Origin of the sequence: Methanosarcina sp. 1.H.A.2.2, assembly GCF_000979975.1 — an archaeon.
In the GTDB taxonomy this organism is placed as follows: Archaea; Halobacteriota; Methanosarcinia; order Methanosarcinales; family Methanosarcinaceae; genus Methanosarcina.
Window position 1 is genome coordinate 1 of record NZ_JJQL01000028.1, and the last position, 2,051, is coordinate 2,051.

A 2,051-nucleotide genomic window follows, 5' to 3' on the forward strand; every position below is an offset into this window, starting at 1 on the left:
CCCAAGTTGAAGTCGTCAACTTAATTAATTTTTTGTTAGACTGTAAATAATCATAGCCAAGAGCCTTTCTTTTTTAAGATCTTAGAAACTCCGGTTAAACCTCTTCAATCCCGGAAAAGTGCCTGTGTATGCTGAACCTGAGACAAGAATGAGAAAATAATCCGTTTTTAAGTAAACTGGCCGAGGACAATCTAATGGCTAAAGAAGAAATATATAGGGCTCTATTTGAGCAGTCCAATGATGCGATTTTCATAACAAATGGGGAGCGTATTCTGGAAGTTAATCCTAAAGGCTGTAAACTTCTCGGATATGATAGGGTTCATCTTGAAAAAATTCTCCCCCAATCTCTATTTACTGAAGAATCTCTTCCCGGCTTCCGGAACGCATTGAACGTAACTCTGGAGAACGGATCGGCGCTTTTTGAGACTAAGATCAAAAGGTCAGATAATAGTATCCTAGACATAGAGGTTAGTTCCTCTGTAATGGATAAAAAAAGTAAAAAGCTCCTTATTATCGCCCGGGACATAACTTTGCGTAAAGAATCGGAACGTTTGGCGCAAAAAGAAAGAGATCGATTGAGTGCTTTACTGGAAAAAAGCCTATGTGGAATATTGCTAATCGAAGCCTCAAGCCACAAAATAGTTGATGTAAATCCCGTTGCAATTAAAACGATCGGGAGATCAAAAGAAGAGATTGTCGGAAATATATGTCACCAATTTATCTGTCCTGCCGAGGTCGGAAAATGTCCTATCAGTGATCTTGGACTGAATATGGATAATTCAGAAAAAACGATCATCAATGCTCAAAAGGAAGTCATCCCGATCCTTAAGAGTGTGGTTCCGGTAACTATAGGGGACAGAGATTATTTTGTTGAAAGTTTCATTGATCTGTCCGAGCGTAAAAGAACCGAAAAGAAACTGCTTCAGGCAAAGTTTGCTGCAGAGGGTGCAAACCGGGTAAAGAGTGAATTCCTCGCTACCATGAGCCACGAACTGAGGACCCCTCTTACTGCTATCATAGGTTTTTCGGACCTGCTGCTCGAAGGTATAAATGGAGAACTTGATGAAAGAACTAAGCGATATTTAAATAATATTTCACGCAGTGGAAACCACCTCCTCATCCTTATAAACAATATCCTTGACCTTTCAAAGATTGAAGCCGGGAAAATGGAACTAAACCTGGAATGTTTTTTCGTTTCCGAAGTTTTTGAAGACTTGAAGTTTATAGCCTCCGCAAGCGCATTAAATAAAGATATTTCTATAGAATTCAATGTCAAAGATAACCTGTCTATCATTGCTGACAAAGTAAGATTCAAACAGATTCTTTATAACCTCATAAGTAATGCTATCAAGTTCACCCCCGTTGGCGGGTTTGTAAGAATCTCAGCCGAGAGGGCTGAAAATATGATTCAGATCCGGGTCTCAGATACCGGCATAGGGATCTCGGAAGAAGACCGGAAATACCTCTTTGAGCCTTTCAAACAGATTGATTCGGACATGAACCGGCAGTACGAAGGTACTGGCCTGGGGCTTGCTCTGGTAAAAAAGTTTGTTGATATGCATAAGGGCAGAGTATGGTTTACAAGTGTTCAGGGAAAAGGGTCCTCTTTCATATTTGAGTTGCCCGTAAATGGTCCGGATGATACGAAAAAACCTGGTAATGTATTGAAAGATAGTACCACCAAAGTTGGGGTAACTGCTAACTTCTCAGGATGAATAATTCCAGATTTTAATGCGGTATAGTTATAGGAAGGCCGTTCCCAGTCCCGACGGTGAATAGTACATCATTTATCTTCGCAGGCGGAAAGACCCCTTTCTCGGAAGCCGCAGGCTGAAAGGGAGGGGTATTTCACAGTATTGTAACCTATTTAAGGTTGAACGTTCTTTCCTAAATGCTAAAGACTCAGAGGTTTCCTGTTGAGGTTTTAACTTGGGAGCGCAGAGGCACAGCGGGAAGTCCCCTTCCTCGGAGGCATCAGCCGACAGGTGGGGGATGAAAGCGCAGCCTCGCACAGTAGTAAATATAACTTTATAACTTAATAAACTACATTT

1 protein-coding gene is annotated in these 2,051 nt (G+C 41.2%); it reads left to right on the forward strand.

What is annotated here, in order from left to right:
• Positions 1–194: 194 nt before the first annotated feature.
• Positions 195–1,715 carry a PAS domain-containing sensor histidine kinase gene (locus EO93_RS04345; RefSeq protein WP_052735379.1) on the forward strand — a complete coding sequence of 507 codons (1,521 nt, stop codon included), beginning with the start codon at positions 195–197 and terminating at the stop codon, positions 1,713–1,715.
• Positions 1,716–2,051: the final 336 nt, after the last annotated feature.

Bases quoted from the DNA above. Each gene is read 5' to 3' on its own strand.
- EO93_RS04345 (WP_052735379.1), top strand. From the start codon at position 195: ATGGCTAAAGAAGAAATATATAGGGCTCTATTTGAGCAGTCCAATGAT.